We start from the raw sequence: 14,392 nt of genomic DNA, 5'->3' as shown, positions 1-14,392 counted from the left end.
GGACCCATGGCTGACCCGAGCACCTACCGCCCGGCCCCGGGCGCGATTCCGACCTCACCGGGCGTCTACAGGTTCCGCGACGCCCACGGCCGGGTCATCTACGTCGGCAAGGCCAAGAGCCTGCGCCCGCGCCTGTCGTCCTACTTCCAGGACCTCGCCGGGCTGCACCCGCGCACCGCGACCATGGTCACCACCGCGGCTTCGGTCGAGTGGACGGTGGTGGCCACCGAGGTCGAGGCGCTGCAGCTGGAGTACTCCTGGATCAAGGAGTTCGATCCGCGGTTCAACGTGAAGTACCGCGACGACAAGAGCTACCCCGAGCTCGCGGTCACCCTCAACGAGGAGTACCCGCGCGTCCAGGTGATGCGCGGCGCGCACAAGAAGGGCGTGCGCTACTTCGGACCGTACGGGCACGCGTGGGCGATCCGCGAGACGGTCGACCTGCTGCTGCGCGTCTTCCCCGTCCGCACCTGCTCCAACGGCGTGTTCAAGCGCGCGCGGCAGGTCGGCCGGCCCTGCCTGCTGGGCTACATCGGCAAGTGCGCCGCGCCCTGCGTCGGCAAGGTCACCGCGGACGAACACCGCGCGCTGGCCGAGGACTTCTGCGACTTCATGGCCGGGCGCACCGGCAACTACCTGCGCCGCCTGGAAGACGGGATGCAGGAGGCCGCCGCGGAGATGGAGTACGAGAAGGCGGCCCGCCTGCGGGACGACATCGGCGCCCTCAAGCGTGCGATGGAGAAGAACGCCATCGTGCTCGCCGACGCCACCGACGCCGACCTCCTGGCCCTCGCCGAGGACGAACTGGAGGCCGCCGTCCAGATCTTCCACGTGCGCGGCGGCCGGGTCCGCGGCCAGCGCGGCTGGGTCACCGACAAGGTCGAGGACGTCGACACCGCGGGCCTGGTCGAGCACGCCCTCCAGCAGCTCTACGGCGGCGCCACTGCCGACGAACGCAGCGAGAGCGTCCCGCGCGAGGTGCTCGTCCCGGCCCTGCCGGAGCCGGACGGGCCGGTCCGGGAGTGGCTGAGCGGCCTGCGCGGCAGCCAGGTCGACCTGCGCGTCCCGCAGCGCGGCGACAAGAAGGACCTGATGGCCACCGTGCAGCGCAACGCCCAGCAGGCGCTGGCCCTGCACAAGACCAAGCGCGCCTCCGACCTCACCACCCGCAGCCGCGCCCTCCAGGAGATCGCCGACGCGCTGGAGCTGGACTCCGTCCCGCTGCGCATCGAGTGCTTCGACATCTCCCACCTCCAGGGCGAGGACGTGGTCGCGTCGATGGTCGTCTTCGAGGACGGCCTGGCCCGCAAGAGCGAGTACCGGCGCTTCCAGATCAAGGGCTTCGCGGGCCAGGACGACGTCCGCTCGATGCACGAGGTGATCAGCCGGCGCTTCCGCCGCTACCTCCAGGAGCGCGAGCAGACCGGCGAGTGGGCCGTCGTCGAGTCCGAGGACGACCAGCCCGAGGACGGTCCGCGCACCGAGGACGGCCGCCCCAAGCGCTTCGCCTACCCGCCGCAGCTGCTCGTCGTCGACGGCGGCCAACCGCAGGTCGCCGCCGCCAGGCGGGCCCTGGACGAGCTCGGCATCGACGACGTCGCCCTGTGCGGCCTCGCCAAGCGCCTGGAGGAGGTCTGGCTGCCGGGCGAGGACGACCCCGTCGTCCTGCCGCGCAGCAGCGAGGGCCTCTACCTGCTCCAGCGCGTCCGCGACGAGGCCCACCGCTTCGCGATCGGCTACCAGCGCAGCAAGCGTTCCAAGCGACTCACCGCCGGGGAACTGGACTCCGTCCCGGGCCTCGGCGAGACTCGCCGCCAGGCGCTGCTCAAGCACTTCGGCTCGCTGAAGAGGCTCCGGGCCGCCACCGTCGACGAACTCTGCGCCGTACCCGGCATCGGACGCCGCACGGCGGAGACTGTTGCGGCGGCGTTGTCCTCCCGTACACCCGCCGCACCCGCGGTCAACACCGCGACCGGCGAGATCATCGAGGACGGGGCCGACCAGGCCACCGCGCCGGTGGCCGCAGCACCCACGACCGCACCATCCCAGGAGACGCCATGACGGCCGACGCCGCCCGTCAGCCGGCGCGCCCGGCCGCCGACCGCCCCGGCGGACCGGCGCCGCACGGCCGCGCCATGCGCGTGCTCCCCAGCAGAAAGACCGAGAGCGGGGAACCGAAGTGACCGTGTCAGACGTGGCCGAGAACGTCCCGGAGCTGGTGATCATCTCCGGCATGTCCGGAGCCGGCCGCTCCACCGCGGCCAAGTGCCTGGAGGACCTCGGCTGGTTCGTGGTGGACAACCTGCCGCCGGCCCTCATCCCGACCATGGTCGACCTCGGGGCCCGCTCCCAGGGCAACGTCGCCAGGATCGGCGCCGTCGTGGACGTCCGCGGCCGGCAGTTCTTCGACGACCTGCTCACCTCGCTCGACGAGCTGGAGAAGCGCGGAGTCCGGCTCCAGGTCCTCTTCCTGGACTCCTCCGACGAGGCCCTGGTCCGCCGCTTCGAGAGCGTGCGCCGCCCGCACCCGCTCCAGGCCGACGGCCGGATCGTCGACGGCATCGCCCTGGAGCGCGACCTGCTGCGCGAGCTGCGCGGCGAGGCCGACCTGGTGATCGACACCTCCAACCTCAACGTGCACCAGCTGCGCGCCAAGCTCGACGCCCAGTTCGCCGACCACGACGAGCCCGAGCTGCGCGCCACCGTGATGTCCTTCGGCTTCAAGTACGGCCTGCCGGTCGACGCCGACCTCGTGGTGGACTGCCGCTTCCTGCCCAACCCGCACTGGGTCCCCGAGCTGCGCGCCCGCACCGGCACCGACTCCGACGTCGCCGACTACGTGTTCCAGCAGCCCGGCGCCAACGAGTTCCTCAACGGCTACGCGGAGCTGCTCCGCATCGTCACGGAGGGGTACCGCAGGGAGGGCAAGCGGTACATGACGCTTGCCGTAGGCTGCACCGGTGGCAAGCACCGCAGCGTCGCGATGTCCGAGCGCCTGACCAAGCGCCTCATCGCCGACGGCGTCGAAACGGTGCTGGTCCACCGAGACATGGGACGGGAGTAACCGCCGCCTCCTCGCCGGGCCGCCGGCCGGGCGGCCGCGGGCGAAGAGGAACGCGAGGTGGGTGTGACGGGATACGTGCCCGGACGGCAGCCGCACCACAAGAACGGCGACCGGACCGGGGTCCCGGCGAGGACCCCGGCTCCCAGCAAGCCGCGCAGCAGCCCCGCCCGGGCCAACCCGGCCCCCCGGATCACCGCCCTCGGCGGCGGCCAGGGCCTGTCCGCGTCGCTGTCGGCCCTGCGCCGGCTCACCAGCGACCTGACCGCCGTGGTCACCGTCGCCGACGACGGCGGCTCCAGCGGGCGGCTGCGCACCGAGCTGGGCGTGCTGCCCCCGGGCGACCTGCGCAAGGCCCTGGCGGCCCTGTGCGGGGACGACGACTGGGGCCGCACCTGGTCCGAGGTGATCCAGCAGCGCTTCACCGGCAGCGGCGACCTCGGCGGCCACGCCGTGGGCAACCTGCTGATCGTCGCGCTGTGGGAGAAGCTCGGCGACCCGGTCGCCGCGCTGGACTGGGTCGGCCGGCTGCTGAACGTCCAGGGCCGGGTGCTGCCGATGTCGGCGGTGCCGCTGGACATCGAGGCCACCGTCCGCGGCCACGACCCGGCCCACCCGGGCGCGGTCACGGCCGTGCGCGGCCAGGCCAGCGTCGCGGTCACGCCGGGCACCGTGCAGTCGATCCGGCTGGTGCCGGAGGAGCCGCCGGCCGTCCCGGAGGCCGTCGCGGCCGTGCGCGAGGCGGACTGGGTGGTGCTCGGCCCGGGCTCCTGGTTCACCAGCGTGCTGCCGCACCTGCTGGTGCCGGACCTCGCCAAGGCCCTGGTCGAGACCCGCGCCCGCCGCCTGCTCACGCTCAACCTGGCGCCCCAGCCCGGCGAGACCGAGGGCTTCACGCCGCAGCGCCACCTGGAGGTCATCGCCGACCACGCCCCGGGGCTCGCCGTGGATGCGATCCTGGTGGACGAGCGGGCCGTCACCGGCGGCGCCTTCGGCCAGGCCGACCTGGACGGCCTGGAGAAGGCCGCCGAGCGGATGGGCGCGGCCCTGGTGCTCGGCCGGGTGGCCCGCACCGACGGCACCCCGCGACACGACCCGGAGCTGTTGGCGGCAGCGTACGACCGGATTTTCCGGACACATGGAAGGATCGGGCCATGGCGATGACTCCAGCGGTGAAGGACGAGATCAGCCGGCTCCCGGTCACCCGGGCCTGCTGCCGCAAGGCGGAGGTGTCGGCGATCCTGCGGTTCGCAGGCGGGCTGCACATCGTGAGCGGCCGGATCGTGATCGAGGCCGAGCTCGACACGGGGGCGGCCGCGCGGCGCCTGCGCAAGGACCTGCTGGAGATCTTCGGGCACTCCTCCGACCTCGTCGTGATGGCCCCCGGCGGGCTGCGCCGCGGCAGCCGGTTCGTCGTGCGCGTGGTCAAGGACGGCGAGCTGCTCGCGCGCCAGACCGGCCTCGTGGACGGCCGTGGGCGCCCGATCCGGGGCCTGCCCCCGGCGGTCGTCTCCGGGGCGACCTGCGACGCCGAGGCGGCCTGGCGCGGGGCCTTCCTCGCGCACGGGTCCCTCACCGAGCCCGGCCGCTCGTCCTCGCTGGAGATCACCTGCCCCGGCTCCGAGGCGGCCCTCGCCCTCGTCGGCGCCGCCCGCCGACTCGGCATCCCCGCCAAGGCCCGCGAGGTCCGCGGGGTGGACCGGGTCGTCATCCGGGACGGTGACGCCATCGGCGCGCTGCTGACGCGCCTGGGCGCGCACGAGTCGGTGCTCGCCTGGGAGGAGCGCCGGATGCGGCGCGAGGTCCGGGCCACCGCCAACCGCCTCGCCAACTTCGACGACGCCAACCTGCGCCGCTCGGCCCGCGCCGCGGTCGCGGCCGGCGCCCGGGTGGCCCGCGCGCTGGAGATCCTCGGCGACGAGGTGCCCGAGCACCTGGCCGCCGCCGGCCAGCTGCGGATGCAGCACAAGCAGGCCTCTCTGGAGGAGCTCGGCGCGCTCGCCGACCCGCCGCTGACCAAGGACGCGGTGGCCGGCCGGATCCGCCGCCTGCTGGCGATGGCCGACAAGCGCGCCTCCGAGCTCGGCCTGCCGAGCACCGAGGCGAACCTCACCGACGAGATGGCGCTCAACTGACGAGCCGACGATCACGGTTCGTGACCGATTCGCGGCCGGTGTCCGGATTCCGGGCACCGGCCGCCGTCGTGTCCGGACGGCCCGCGCGGGTCCGTGCGGCGGGAGTCCGGTTTGGCAAATTGGTAGAGACCACTGACCCGGGTCCAACTGCCCGGGGAACCAAGGACGGAAGGCCTGAAATGGGGTTTGGGCCACGCCACGCCACGTCTCGCGAATTGGTGCGATGTGCCCTCCCAGGCCCCGGAGGGGTAGGGTCATAGGCGGTCGGGGACTTCCCAAATCTCACCCCCGTCGGCTTAGCTCCGGCGTACCTAACGAGGAGATCGGTTCGTGACGATCCGGGTAGGCATCAACGGATTCGGCCGCATCGGCCGCAACTTCTTCCGCGCGGTCAAGGCCCAGGGCGCGGACATCGAGATCGTCGGTGTCAACGACCTGACTGACACGAAGACCCTGGCTCACCTGCTCAAGTACGACACCACCCTGGGCACCTTCCCGGGCGAGGTCTCGCACACCGAGGACAGCATCACCGTCGACGGCCACACCTTCAAGGTGACGGCCGAGCGCGACCCGGCGAACCTGCCGTGGGCCGCCCTGGGCGCCGACATCGTCGTCGAGTCCACCGGCATCTTCACCAAGGCCGAGGCCGCGAAGAAGCACCTCACCGCCGGCGCGAAGAAGGTCATCATCTCGGCGCCCGCCACCGACGAGGACGTCACCATCGTCCTGGGTGTCAACGACGAGAAGTACGACGCCGCCAACCACCACGTCATCTCCAACGCCTCGTGCACCACCAACTGCGTGGCGCCGATGGCCAAGGTGCTGAACGAGAGCTTCGGCATCGTCAAGGGTCTGATGACCACCGTCCACGCGTTCACCAACGACCAGGTGACCCTGGACTTCCCGCACAAGGACCTGCGCCGTGCTCGTGCGGCCTCGCAGAACATCATCCCGACCTCGACCGGTGCGGCCAAGGCGACCGCCCTGGTCCTGCCGGAGCTCAAGGGCAAGCTGGACGGCACCTCGCTGCGCGTCCCGGTCCCGACCGGCTCCATCACGGACCTGGTCGTCACCCTGGAGCGCGAGGTGACCAAGGACGAGGTCAACGCCGCCTTCCAGAAGGCCGCGCAGGAGGGCCCGCTCAAGGGCATCCTGGCCTACACCGAGGACCCGATCGTCTCCTCGGACATCGTCAACGACCCGGCCTCCTGCATCTTCGACTCGCAGCTCACCATGGTCCAGGGCAACCAGGTCAAGGTGCTCGGCTGGTACGACAACGAGTGGGGCTACTCGAACCGCGTCGTGGACCTGGTCACCCTCGTCGGTGGCCAGCTCTGACGCAGTGGGAGCTGACGTGATGTGAGGGCGAGGGCCCGGACGGCGCACGACGCCGACCGGGCCCTCGTTCTGCGTACAAGAACCTTCCGGGCGGCCCCTGCGCCGTGCCGCCCACCTGCGCATCCCCCCATCTCCCCAGGAGACCGAAGAACCCGTGAAGACCATCGAAGACCTCGACGTCGCCGGCAAGCGCGTCTTCGTCCGCGCCGACCTGAACGTGCCGCTGGACGGCGCCGCGATCACCGACGACGGCCGCATCCGCGCGGTCGCCCCGACCATCGCCAAGCTCCTGGAGCGTGGCGCGAAGGTCGTCGTCGCCTCCCACCTGGGCCGCCCGAAGGGTGCGCCGGAGGAGAAGTTCTCCCTCGCGCCGGTGGCCGCGCGCCTCGGCGAGATCCTCGGCAAGGACGTCTCCTTCGCCACCGACACGGTGGGCGAGAGCGCCGCGGCCGCCGTCGCCGGCCTGACCGACGGCCAGGTCGCGCTGCTGGAGAACCTGCGCTTCAACGCCGGCGAGACCAGCAAGGACGACGCCGAGCGCAAGGCCTTCGCCGAGCAGCTGGCCGCCCTGGCCGACCTGTACGTCGGCGACGGCTTCGGCGCGGTGCACCGCAAGCACGCCTCGGTGTTCGACCTCCCGGCCCTGCTGCCGCACGCCGCCGGCGACCTGATCGCCACCGAGGTCGGCGTGCTGAGGAAGCTCACCGACGAGGTCGCGCGCCCGTACGTCGTCGTGCTCGGCGGCGCCAAGGTGTCCGACAAGCTCGGCGTGATCGACAACCTGCTGAAGAAGGCCGACCGCATCCTGATCGGCGGCGGCATGGCGTACACCTTCCTGAAGGCCCAGGGCCACGAGGTCGGCATCTCGCTGCTGCAGGAGGACCAGATCCCGGTCTGCCTGAACTACCTGGCCGAGGCCGAGAAGCGGGGCGTCGAGTTCGTCCTGCCGGTCGACGTCCTGGTGTCGGCCGACTTCCCGGACCTCAAGGGCAAGACCCCGGCGACCTTCGACCTCGTCTCCTCGGACGCCATCCCGGCCGACAAGGAGGGCCTGGACATCGGCCCGAAGACCCGCGAGCTGTACGCGGAGAAGCTGGCCGACGCCGGGACGGTGTTCTGGAACGGCCCGATGGGCGTCTTCGAGCACCCCGACTACGCCAACGGCACCAAGGCCGTCGCGAAGGCGCTGCTCGACAGCCCCGGCTTCACCGTGGTCGGCGGCGGCGACTCCGCCGCGGCCGTCCGCATCCTGGGCTTCGACGAGAACGCCTTTGGACACATCTCGACCGGCGGTGGCGCGAGCCTGGAGTACCTGGAGGGCAAGCAGCTCCCGGGTCTCACCGCCCTGGAAGGCTGAACGCAATGACCGAACGTCTCCCGCTCATGGCGGGCAACTGGAAGATGAACCTCAACCACCTTGAGGCCATCCAGCACACCCAGAAGCTCGCCTTCACCCTGAACGACAAGGACTACGCGGCCGTCGAGGTCGCCGTCCTGACCCCGTTCACCGACCTGCGCTCGGTGCAGACGCTGGTCGAGACGGACAAGCTGAAGATCAAGTACGGCTCGCAGGACATCTCGGAGCACGACTCCGGCGCCTACACCGGCGAGGTCTCCGGCCCGATGCTGGCCAAGCTCCGCTGCACCTACGCGGTGATCGGCCACTCGGAGCGCCGCCAGTACCACGCCGAGACCGACGAGATCGTCAACGCCAAGGTCAAGGCCGCCTACCGGGCCGGGATCACCCCGATCCTGTGCATCGGCGAGCCGCTGGAGGTCCGCAAGGCCGGCACCCACGTCGAGCACACGCTGGCCCAGCTGGACGGCGGCCTCAAGGACGTCCCGGCCGAGCAGGCCGAGACCGTCGTGATCGCGTACGAGCCGGTCTGGGCGATCGGCACCGGCGAGGTGGCGACGCCGGAGGACGCGCAGGAGGTCTGCGCGGCCATCCGCAAGCGGATCGCCGAGCTGTACGACGGCGCGCTGGCCGACAAGGTCCGTGTGCTGTACGGCGGTTCGGTCAAGTCGTCGAGCGCGGCCGGCCTGATGGCCAAGCCCGACATCGACGGCGGACTGATCGGCGGTGCTTCGCTGGACGCCGCGGAGTTCGCCAAGATCGTGCGCTACCGTGACCAGGCAGTAGGCTAACGCCGCCGCAGCAACGTAGGCTTTGGGGCCGGACCGCCGGACGCGGCCCGGCCCCTTCGCCGAAGATTCGAGAGAGTTGGTCCCGTCGTGGTTCTCGGGTTCTCTATTGCCCTGATCATCTTCAGCCTGCTGATGATCCTGCTCGTGCTGCTGCACAAGGGGAAGGGCGGCGGTCTGTCCGACATGTTCGGTGGTGGCGCGATGTCCACCGGTGGCGGCTCCGCGGTGGCCGAGCGCAACCTCGACCGCATCACGATCGTGGTCGGTCTGGGCTGGTTCGCCTCCATCATGGTGCTGAGCCTGCTGCTCAAGTACAAGGGCTAGGACCGGCCGCACACCTCTGCTGGTAACGGAGCCCGCACAAGCCTGACGCCCCGTCGCCCGAGCGCCTATCCTGGGACGGTCGGGGGCGGAGGCGATGGTGGCGCACCCTTAACTCCTGCTTACACTAGGACGACTTTCGCCACCGACGCGCACCGCGGCGGGTCGGCGTACCAGCACGCAGGGAGTCAGACCGTGGCAAGTGGCAACGCCATCCGTGGCAGCAGGGTCGGAGCCGGCCCGATGGGCGAGGCGGAGCGCGGCGAGTCCGCGCCGCGCAACCGGATCTCCTTCTGGTGTGCCAACAAGCACGAGACCCGTCCCAGCTTCGCCGCCGAAGCCGTCATCCCGGACACCTGGGACTGCCCGCGCTGCGGTTTCCCGGCCGGACAGGACGAGCACAACCCGCCCGCCCCCTCGCGCAACGAGCCGTACAAGACCCACCTCGCCTACGTCCGCGAGCGGCGCACCGACGCCGACGGCGAGGCGATCCTCGCCGAGGCGCTGGCCAAGCTGCGCGGCGAGATCTGAGCCGGAAGACCGAAGGGCGCCACCGTCAACGACGGTGGCGCCCTTCGGCGTTGAGTCCCTAGGCCGAGGCCGGCGGGTACAGCTGCGGCGGGATCCGCTCGGCGGCGGCCCGGTCCAGCAGCCACAGCGTGCGGCCGCGGCCGTACGCGCCGGAGGCGGGCGCCTGGATCTCGCCCGGGCCGGACAGGGCCAGCGCGACCGCGCCCGCCTTGTCCTCGCCGGCCGCCAGCAGCCAGACCTCGCGGGCCGCCCGGATCGCCGGGAGGGTGAGCGAGATCCGGGTCGGCGGGGGCTTGGGGGCCCCGCGCACGCCGACCACCGTCAGCTCGGTCTCCCGCACGCCCGGGTGCTCCGGGAACAGCGACGCGACGTGGGTGTCCGGGCCGACGCCCAGCAGCAGCACGTCGAAGGCCGGCACGCCGGTCCGGTCGCCCGGTCCGGCCGCCTTCGCCAGCTCCTGCGCGTAGCGGGCGGCGGCGGCCTCGACGTCCGAGCCGTCGACGCCGTCCGAGGCGGGCATCTCGTGCACCCGCGCCGGGTCGAGCGGGACGGCGTCGAGCAACTCGGCGCGGGCCTGGACGGCGTTGCGGTCCGGGTCCGCGGCGGGCACGAAGCGCTCGTCGCCCCACCAGAGGTCCAGCCGCGCCCAGTCGACCGCGTCGCGCGCCGGGGAGGCGGCGATCGCGGCCAGCAGGGCGTTGCCGTTGCGGCCGCCGGTGAGCACCACCGAGGCGGTGCCGCGGGCGGCCTGGGCGTCCACGATCCGGGTGATGAGCCGGGCCGCGGCCGCCTGGGCCATCAGCTCCTTGTCGCGGTGGACGACGAGCTGCGGGGTGGCGTTGGTCATGCGCTGTCCCCGGCGGCCTGCTCGCCGGCCGGCTCGTCGGCCTTCTCCGCGGCCTTCCTGGCGGCCTTCTTCGCCGCGGGCTTCTTCTCCGCGGCGGCGGCCGTCACCCGGTCGGGGTTGGCCACCGGCACGTCGGAGACCGCCTGGGCGAGCCGCCCGGCGGCCACCGTCTCGGCGTTGGCGGGCTCGTGGAGGCGGTCCACGGGCGTGCGCACGGCCGTCGAGTAGATGTCGTCCGGGTCGAGCCGGCGCAGCTCCTCGGCGATCAGCTCCGAGGTCTCGCGCCGCTTGAGCGCGACCTGGCGGTCCGGCGAGCCGGGCATCGACAGGGTGCCCATCAGGCCGTCCGGGCGGTCCAGGGTGATGTCCCCGTCCTTGGTGCGCAGGTGCACCGCGGTGATGCCGGGGCCGCCGGTGACGACGCGCTCGACCGGGACGTGCAGGCGGTTGTGCAGCCACAGGCCGAGCAGCTCGACGCTGGGGTTGTACGACTCGCCCTCCACCACGGCGGAGACGATCTGCGACGGGCGCTGGTCGAGCGCCGCGGCGAGCATCGAGCGCCAGCCGGTGATCCGGGTCCAGGCCAGGTCGGTGTCGCCCGGGGTGTAGCTCTGGGCCCGCTGGGCGAGCTGGCCGACCGGGGACTCGGCGGTGACCGCGTCGGTGATCCGGCGCTGGGCGATCGAGCCGAGCGGGTCCTGCGCCGGGTGGAGCGGCGCGTTGTCCGGCCACCAGACGACGACCGGGGCGTCCGGCAGCAGCAGCGGCAGGACGACGGACTGGGCGTGCGCGGCGAGTTCGCCGTGCATGCGCAGGATGACCGTCTCGCCGGAGCCGGCGTCCGAGCCGACCAGGATCTCGGCGTCCAGGCGGGTCTCGGCGCGGGCCCGGGGCGAGCGCCCGGCGCGCTTGATCACCGCGAGGGTGCGCGAGGGGTGCTCGCGGGAGGCGTCGTTGGCGGCCTTGAGGGCGTCGTAGGCGCTGCCCTCGTCGGTCACGATCACCAGGGTGAGCACCATGCCGGCGGCGGTGCTGCCACCGGCCCGGCGCGCCTCCATGAGGGCGGCGTTGATCTTGCTCGACGTCGTGTTGGTGAGGTCGATCTTCATGGCCGGCGCCAGCTCCTGCCGTCTCGTGCGAGCATCTCGTCCGCCTCGACGGGGCCCCAGGTCCCCGCCGCGTACTGGGCGGGCTTGCCGTGGGTGTCCCAGTACCTCTCGATCGGGTCGAGGATCTGCCAGGAGAGCTCGACCTCCTGGTGGCGCGGGAACAGGTTGGCGTCGCCGAGCAGCACGTCGAGGATGAGCCGCTCGTAGGCCTCGGGGCTGGACTCGGTGAAGGACTCGCCGTAGGCGAAGTCCATCGTGACGTCGCGGACCTCGAAGGAGGTGCCGGGCACCTTGGAGCCGAACCGCACCGTCACGCCCTCGTCCGGCTGGACCCGGATGACCAGGGCGTTCTGCCCGAGCTCCTCGGTCGCGTAGGAGTCGAACGGCAGGTACGGGGCGCGCTGGAAGACGACCGCGATCTCGGTGACGCGGCGCCCGAGGCGCTTGCCGGTGCGCAGGTAGAACGGGACGCCCGCCCAGCGGCGGTTGTTGATCTCCAGCTTGATGGCCGCGTAGGTGTCGGTCTTGGAGTCCGGGTCGATGCCGTCCTCGTCGAGGTACCCGACGACCTCCTCGCCGCCCTGCCAGCCGGCCGCGTACTGGCCGCGCACGGTGTGCCGGCCGAGGTCGGCCGGGAGCTTGACGGCGCTGAGCACCTTCAGCTTCTCGGCGACCAGCGCCTTGGGGTGGAAGGAGGCGGGCTCCTCGATGGCGGTGAGCGCCATCAGCTGGAGCAGGTGGTTCTGGATGACGTCGCGGGCGGAGCCGATGCCGTCGTAGTAGCCGGCGCGGCCGCCGATGCCGATGTCCTCGGCCATCGTGATCTGCACGTGGTCGACGTAGGACCGGTTCCAGATCGGCTCGAACATCTGGTTCGCGAAGCGCAGCGCCAGGATGTTCTGGACCGTCTCCTTGCCCAGGTAGTGGTCGATCCGGAAGACCTCGTCGCGCGGGAAGACCTCGTGGACGACCTTGTTGAGCTCCTGCGCGCTCTCCAGGTCGTGGCCGAAGGGCTTCTCGATGACGGCGCGGCGCCAGGAGCCCTGCGGAGGGTCGGCCAGGCCGTGCTTCTTGAGCTGCTGGACGACGGTCGGGAAGAACTTCGGCGGGACGGACAGGTAGAAGGCGAAGTTGCCGCCGGTGCCCTGGGCCTTGTCGAGCTCCTCGATGGTCGCCCGGAGCTTGTCGAAGGCGTCGTCGTCGTCGAAGGTGCCCTGGACGAAGCGCATGCCCTTGGCGAGCTGCTGCCAGACCTCCTCCCGGAACGGGGTCCGGGCGTGGTCCTTGACCGCGTCGTGGACCTCCTTGGCGAAGTCCTCGTCCTCCCACTCGCGGCGCGCGAAGCCGACGAGCGAGAAGCCCGGCGGCAGCAGTCCGCGGTTGGCGAGGTCGTAGATCGCCGGCATCAGCTTCTTGCGGGACAGGTCGCCGGTGACCCCGAAGATGACCAGGCCCGACGGCCCCGCGATGCGCGGGAGCCGTCGGTCTGCGGGGTCACGAAGCGGGTTGACGGGAGTGGCCGGGAGATCGTCCGCGTCCGACACCGGTGTCAACTCGGGGAAATCAGTGCTCACTTGATGGGCTCCGCTTTCGTGCGCTGGCGGTGAGCAGGGGTCACTTCTCGTCGGCGAAGGACGCGAGCGAGGCGGTGACGGTGTCGAGCAGCTCGGTCCAGGACTGCTCGAACTTCTCGACGCCCTCGTCCTCCAGCACCTGGACCACGTCGTCGTAGTCCACGCCGGCGGCCGCGATGGCGTCCAGGACGGCCTTGGCGTCGGCGTAGTTGGGGACGATGGTGTTGCCGGTGACCACGCCGTGGTCGGCGGTGGCGTCCAGGGTGGCCTCGGGCATCGTGTTCACGGTGCCCGGGGCGACCAGCTCGGTGACGTACAGGGTGTCCGGCAGGGCCGGGTCCTTGACGCCGGTGGAGGCCCAGAGCGGGCGCTGCGGCTTGGCGCCGGCGGCCTCCAGGGCCTTCCAGCGGGCGCTGCCGGCGGTCTGGCCGTCGACGCTGCCGAAGACGTCCTCGTACGCCTGGTAGGCGAGGCGGGCGTTGGCCAGGGCGGCCTTGGAGCGCAGGTTCTTGGCGTCGCCGCCGATCTTGTCCAGGCGCTTGTCGATCTCGGTGTCCACGCGGGAGACGAAGAAGGAGGCGACGGACTCGATCTGGGAGAGGTCCAGGCCCTTGGCCTTGGCGGACTCCAGGCCGGTCAGGTAGGCGTCCATGACGGCCTTGTAGCGGTCCAGCGAGAAGATCAGCGTGACGTTGACGCTGATGCCCTTGCCGATGACCTCGGCGATGGCGGGCAGGCCGGCCTTGGTGGCGGGGATCTTGATGAAGACGTTCGGGCGGTCGACCAGCCACCACAGCTGCTTGGCCTCGGCGACGGTGGGGGCGGTCTCGTGCGCCAGGCGCGGGTCGACCTCGATGGAGACGCGGCCGTCGCGGCCGTTGGAGGCGTCGTAGACCGGGCGCAGCACGTCGGCGGCGTCGCGCACGTCCGAGGTGGTGATCATGCGGATCGCCTCGTCGGTGGTGACCTTGCGGACGGCGAGGTCGCGCAGCTGGCCGTCGTAGGAGCTGTCGCCGCTGCCGGCGATGGCCTTCTGGAAGATGGTCGGGTTGGTGGTGACGCCCACCACGTGCTTGTTCTGCACCAGCTCGGCCAGGTTGCCGGAGTTCAGCCGCTTGCGGCTGAGGTCGTCCAGCCAGATCGCCACGCCTTCGTCGCTGAGGCGCTTGAGTGCGTCGGTCATGGTGCTCAGTCCTTCTTCTTCTGTCTTCGTGGGGTCGTCAGAGGGGCGGGGGGCCCCCCGGGGGGGGGGGGGGCGGCCCCCCGGGGGCGCCGGGGACGGCGTCGCGGGGGCGCCGGGGCGTGTGGTGCTCCGCCCCCCCCCCCGC

At 71.9% G+C, this 14,392-nt stretch carries 14 protein-coding genes; 10 read left to right on the top strand and 4 right to left on the bottom strand.

Going from position 1 to position 14,392, the window contains the following annotated elements; translation table 11 throughout:
- The first annotated feature begins 6 nt into the window (after nt 1–6).
- The 10 genes from uvrC (at nt 7) to ACFXDE_RS32760 (ending at nt 9,534) form a co-directional block, all read left to right on the top strand.
- Nucleotides 7–2,061 carry an excinuclease ABC subunit UvrC gene (gene uvrC / locus ACFXDE_RS32805; protein ID WP_380498188.1) on the top strand — a complete coding sequence of 685 codons (2,055 nt, stop codon included), beginning with the start codon at nt 7–9 and terminating at the stop codon, nt 2,059–2,061.
- Complete coding sequence (locus ACFXDE_RS32800) at nt 2,058–2,183, top strand: hypothetical protein (protein WP_380498187.1); 126 nt, start codon at nt 2,058–2,060, stop codon at nt 2,181–2,183. Before uvrC ends, ACFXDE_RS32800 begins: the two co-directional genes overlap by 4 nt.
- Nucleotides 2,180–3,064 (top strand): RNase adapter RapZ, encoded by an 885-nt coding sequence (gene rapZ, locus ACFXDE_RS32795; protein ID WP_380444441.1) that lies wholly within the window; start codon nt 2,180–2,182, stop codon nt 3,062–3,064. Before ACFXDE_RS32800 ends, rapZ begins: the two co-directional genes overlap by 4 nt.
- A gap of 63 nt (nt 3,065–3,127) precedes the next feature.
- Nucleotides 3,128–4,225, top strand: coding sequence for a uridine diphosphate-N-acetylglucosamine-binding protein YvcK (yvcK, locus tag ACFXDE_RS32790; RefSeq protein WP_380444479.1), 1,098 nt, complete (start codon nt 3,128–3,130; stop codon nt 4,223–4,225).
- A complete protein-coding gene (whiA, locus tag ACFXDE_RS32785) occupies nt 4,216–5,196 on the top strand; it encodes a DNA-binding protein WhiA (RefSeq protein WP_218199523.1) in 981 nt (326 codons plus the stop codon). Before yvcK ends, whiA begins: the two co-directional genes overlap by 10 nt.
- Nucleotides 5,197–5,526: 330 nt before the next feature.
- Complete coding sequence (gap, locus tag ACFXDE_RS32780; RefSeq protein WP_380444443.1) at nt 5,527–6,534, top strand: type I glyceraldehyde-3-phosphate dehydrogenase; 1,008 nt, start codon at nt 5,527–5,529, stop codon at nt 6,532–6,534.
- A gap of 154 nt (nt 6,535–6,688) precedes the next feature.
- Nucleotides 6,689–7,891: a phosphoglycerate kinase gene (locus ACFXDE_RS32775; RefSeq protein ID WP_380498186.1), complete on the top strand. Its 1,203-nt coding sequence runs from the start codon at nt 6,689–6,691 to the stop codon at nt 7,889–7,891.
- A gap of 5 nt (nt 7,892–7,896) precedes the next feature.
- A complete protein-coding gene (gene tpiA / locus ACFXDE_RS32770) occupies nt 7,897–8,682 on the top strand; it encodes a triose-phosphate isomerase (RefSeq protein WP_359960816.1) in 786 nt (261 codons plus the stop codon).
- A gap of 87 nt (nt 8,683–8,769) precedes the next feature.
- Nucleotides 8,770–9,006, top strand: a complete 237-nt coding sequence (gene secG, locus ACFXDE_RS32765) for a preprotein translocase subunit SecG (RefSeq protein ID WP_380444447.1) — start codon at nt 8,770–8,772, stop codon at nt 9,004–9,006.
- Nucleotides 9,007–9,246: 240 nt separating this feature from the next.
- Complete coding sequence (locus ACFXDE_RS32760; RefSeq protein WP_030308030.1) at nt 9,247–9,534, top strand: RNA polymerase-binding protein RbpA; 288 nt, start codon at nt 9,247–9,249, stop codon at nt 9,532–9,534.
- 58 nt (nt 9,535–9,592) lie between these two features.
- Here ACFXDE_RS32760 and pgl read toward each other — a convergent pair whose 3' ends face one another.
- From pgl to tal, 4 genes are all read right to left on the bottom strand, one after another.
- A complete protein-coding gene (pgl, locus tag ACFXDE_RS32755) occupies nt 9,593–10,381 on the bottom strand; it encodes a 6-phosphogluconolactonase (RefSeq protein WP_380444449.1) in 789 nt (262 codons plus the stop codon).
- Nucleotides 10,378–11,490: a glucose-6-phosphate dehydrogenase assembly protein OpcA gene (gene opcA, locus ACFXDE_RS32750; RefSeq protein ID WP_380444450.1), complete on the bottom strand. Its 1,113-nt coding sequence runs from the start codon at nt 11,488–11,490 to the stop codon at nt 10,378–10,380. Before opcA ends, pgl begins: the two co-directional genes overlap by 4 nt.
- Nucleotides 11,487–13,034, bottom strand: coding sequence for a glucose-6-phosphate dehydrogenase (gene zwf, locus ACFXDE_RS32745; protein WP_380444480.1), 1,548 nt, complete (start codon nt 13,032–13,034; stop codon nt 11,487–11,489). The genes opcA and zwf overlap by 4 nt, the downstream gene beginning before the upstream one ends.
- 70 nt (nt 13,035–13,104) lie before the next feature.
- Complete coding sequence (gene tal / locus ACFXDE_RS32740; protein WP_380444452.1) at nt 13,105–14,247, bottom strand: transaldolase; 1,143 nt, start codon at nt 14,245–14,247, stop codon at nt 13,105–13,107.
- Nucleotides 14,248–14,392: the final 145 nt, after the last annotated feature.

Source organism: Kitasatospora sp. NPDC059408, from assembly GCF_042751525.1.
Taxonomy (GTDB): domain Bacteria; phylum Actinomycetota; class Actinomycetes; order Streptomycetales; family Streptomycetaceae; genus Kitasatospora.
This window is presented reverse-complemented; position numbering and strand designations above follow the sequence as displayed.

Bases quoted from the DNA above. Each gene is read 5' to 3' on its own strand.
- uvrC (WP_380498188.1), top strand. From the start codon at position 7: ATGGCTGACCCGAGCACCTACCGCCCGGCCCCGGGCGCGATTCCGACC.
- ACFXDE_RS32800 (WP_380498187.1), top strand. From the start codon at position 2,058: ATGACGGCCGACGCCGCCCGTCAGCCGGCGCGCCCGGCCGCCGACCGC.
- whiA (WP_218199523.1), top strand. From the start codon at position 4,216: ATGGCGATGACTCCAGCGGTGAAGGACGAGATCAGCCGGCTCCCGGTC.
- tpiA (WP_359960816.1), top strand. From the start codon at position 7,897: ATGACCGAACGTCTCCCGCTCATGGCGGGCAACTGGAAGATGAACCTC.
- ACFXDE_RS32760 (WP_030308030.1), top strand. From the start codon at position 9,247: ATGGGCGAGGCGGAGCGCGGCGAGTCCGCGCCGCGCAACCGGATCTCC.
- pgl (WP_380444449.1), bottom strand. From the start codon at position 10,381: ATGACCAACGCCACCCCGCAGCTCGTCGTCCACCGCGACAAGGAGCTG.
- opcA (WP_380444450.1), bottom strand. From the start codon at position 11,490: ATGAAGATCGACCTCACCAACACGACGTCGAGCAAGATCAACGCCGCC.
- tal (WP_380444452.1), bottom strand. From the start codon at position 14,247: ATGACCGACGCACTCAAGCGCCTCAGCGACGAAGGCGTGGCGATCTGG.